The organism is Catenibacterium sp. CAG:290 (genome assembly GCF_000437715.1).
Lineage (GTDB): Bacteria > Bacillota_I > Bacilli_A > Erysipelotrichales > Coprobacillaceae > Catenibacterium > Catenibacterium mitsuoka_A.
Genome location: NZ_FR898856.1, coordinates 1 through 3,100, shown reverse-complemented (window position 1 = coordinate 3,100; position 3,100 = coordinate 1). Strand labels below are relative to the sequence as shown.

Annotated in this window: 3 protein-coding genes; all 3 read left to right on the top strand. The window is 32.6% G+C overall.

All coding sequences use genetic code 11. The annotated features are described in order from the left end of the window. Positions 1 to 131: 131 nt before the first annotated feature. The 3 genes from QVO42_RS08340 (at position 132) to QVO42_RS08330 (ending at position 3,070) form a co-directional block, all read left to right on the top strand. Positions 132 to 488, top strand: coding sequence for a hypothetical protein (locus QVO42_RS08340; RefSeq protein WP_022425662.1), 357 nt, complete (start codon positions 132 to 134; stop codon positions 486 to 488). 43 nt (positions 489 to 531) lie between these two features. Continuing rightward, positions 532 to 1,695 (top strand): cation diffusion facilitator family transporter, encoded by a 1,164-nt coding sequence (locus QVO42_RS08335; RefSeq protein ID WP_022425661.1) that lies wholly within the window; start codon positions 532 to 534, stop codon positions 1,693 to 1,695. Between the two features lie 82 nt (positions 1,696 to 1,777). Beyond that, positions 1,778 to 3,070, top strand: a complete 1,293-nt coding sequence (locus tag QVO42_RS08330) for a galactokinase (RefSeq protein ID WP_022425660.1) — start codon at positions 1,778 to 1,780, stop codon at positions 3,068 to 3,070. The last annotated feature ends 30 nt before the right edge of the window (positions 3,071 to 3,100 follow it).

The window sequence follows — 3,100 nt, the reverse complement described above, 5'->3', positions numbered from 1 at the left end:
GTGTAGGGGAACATGTAGAAGATGTTTTAAAACATTATCAGGAAATTGGATTTGACGATGTAACTACATTCACAAAAAGAGTGAAAGATAATTAAGTCTATGTTATAATAGGCGAGATGGGAGAGATAAAGATGATAGAAATACTTACAAAAGATGATGTAGAAGAATTAAATAGCGAAAAAAATGATCAATACTACATTCCTGGTGAATTATTTAACGGGATGCAGTATAACCTTATAAGACTAGAAGTCAAATGGGCTTATGTGGCTGTATTAAATACATTATTGAATAAACCACATTATGATCAGGATAATAATGCCTATGTAAAAGATGATTCTCCTGCAATTATTGAGATGTTAGTTAAGATTGCGAATAAGAAAGTCAATGCTGCAAAGATTGAAGGCTATCTTGATGAAATGGATGAATTAGAACTCGTAAGACGTGATGGAAGAAACGTTTACGTTAGAAAAATTGTTTCAATTTTTTAGAGAAAGGTTCCTTTCTCTTTTTTAATAATCAGGGGGAATATTTATGTATCAGTTATTAATAAAGACATTTGTACGTGATTATAAGAATACAGAAGATGCACATGTAAGGGAACAATATGGAACAGTCTGTTCAATCATTTCTATAGTATGTAATATTATACTTGTAGTATTTAAACTTATTTTTGGAACATTAGTTCATTCTGTTTCTATTGTTGCAGATGGTTACAACAACTTATCTGATGCAGGAAGTAACATTGCGACATTCTTTGGCTTTAAGCTAGCCAATAAGCATCCAGATGCAGAGCATCCATATGGTCATGGACGTTTTGAATATATTACAGGTTTAGGCATTTCTTTTTTAATTATTTTAGTTGGTTTAATGAGTTTAAAGGATGCAGTCTTAAAACTCTTTAATCCAGAAGCAGTCAAGTTCAGTGTTCCTGCACTTATTGCTTTGATATTCTCAGTATTAGTTAAGATATGGATGGGTTACTTTAACCGTAAAGCAGGTAAAGAAATCAATTCAACCGCATTAGAAGCAGCTGCCCAGGATAGTATGAATGATGTTATGGCAACCTCTGCCACTATTGTGGCTCTTGTGGCTTCTTTAGTTACTGATCTACCAGTGGATAGTCTCATTGGTGCGGCAGTCTCTGTTGTTGTTGTCATTTCTGGTATCTCTATCGCAAAATCAACCATTGATCCACTTCTTGGTATCAAACCAGATCCAGAAACAATTAAAGAAATAGAAAACTATTTAATGAGTAATGATTGTGTTATGGGTATTCATGATTTAATGATGCATGACTATGGCCCAGGACGTCGTTATTTAACTGTTCATTGTGAAGTAGATGCTTCTATTGATATGATGACAACTCATGATGAAATAGATAATATTGAACGTGCAATGATGGAGAAATTCCATATCCTTACTACAATTCATATGGATCCTATTGATATCCATGATACACTCACAAATGAATTAAGAGATAAAGTGACTCGTATTGTAGAAACTATTGATTCATCACTTTCTATCCATGACTTTAGAATAGTGAGAGGTCCTACACATACTAATCTTGTCTTTGATGTATTAATGAAGGATGATAAATATAATAAGAAGGAACTTAATAAATTAATTACTTCTAAGGTCAAAGAAATGAATACTACATACTATTGTGTGATTAATTTCGAATATTCATTTGTCTAGAAGTGTACAACCATAGTAAGAAATGTTAAAATCTTAATAGATAACTAACAATAATTTCATATATATATTCGAGGTGATTCAAGTGAAGAAAGCAAGTAAGATTATTACAGGATTTAACAAAGGGGAATATAAAGCACTTATCAAGGATCTTTATACAGAAGATGCTAGACTTACAAAGCAGAAAAATCGTTATGTTGCTGCTTTAAAAAAATTCATTGAATTATATGGTGATGAAGAAGTAGAAATCTATAGTGCACCAGGGCGTAGTGAAATCTGTGGTATGCATACAGATCATCAGCATGGTAAGATGCTTGCATGTTCTGTTAACCGTGATATTATTGCGGTTGTTACACCTACAGATGACAATGTTGTAAGACTTGTGTCTGAAGGATTCCCAGATATTCGCCCTATCACAATTAGTAAAGCAGGATTAAAGTTAGCTTTTGACGAACAGGGTACAACTGAATCTTTAATTAAAGGTATTGTATCTCAGTTCCAGAAACTAGGTTATGAAGTAGGTGGGTTTAAAGCTTATATTACAAGTGAAGTACCACTTTATTCAGGTATGTCATCAAGTGCTGCAATAGAAGTTCTTCTTGCCACTATTCTTAATGGTTTATACAATAGTGGATCAATTAGCTCATTAATTATTGCACAGATTGCACAGTATGCTGAAAATATCTATTTTGGTAAGCCATGTGGTTTAATGGATCAGGCAGCTTGTGCGATTGGTGGTTTAATCAAGATTGATTTCAAGGATCCTAAGAAACCACTTATTAAGAAACAGATGATTAAGTTTGAACAGTTTAATCATTCTTTATGTATTGTAGATACTAAAGATGTACCAGCTAACTTAACGAAAGAATATCGTGCTATTATTGAAGAAATGAGATCAGTTGCTAAATATTTTGGTAAAGAATTCTTAAGAGAAGTAGATGAAAATGAATTCTATGAACATATTATTCCAATGCGTAAAGTATGTTCAGATAGAGCTATTTTACGTGCTATGCATTTCTATAGTGAAGAAAAGCGTGTGAATAAAGAATTAAAGGCACTAAGAGATGGTAACTTTAATGAATTTAAGATCCAGGTGAAGCGTTCTGGTAATAGTTCATTTGAATATTTACAGAATGTTTATTCTTCAAAAGATCCTTCTCATCAGAACATTTCTCTCGCAATCTGTATGAGTGAAAAGATTCTTAAAGATAAGGGTGTAGTAAGAGTACATGGTCCTGGTTTTGAAGGTACTATCCAGGTATTTGTAGAAAATGATTATGCTAGAAAGTATAAGAATGAAATAGAAAAGTATATGGGTAAACATTGTTGCTATGTTACTCATATCAGACAGCAGGGCGCTATGAAAGTCATCTGGTAATTTAAAATAACTAGGGGTTTCCTAAATTTT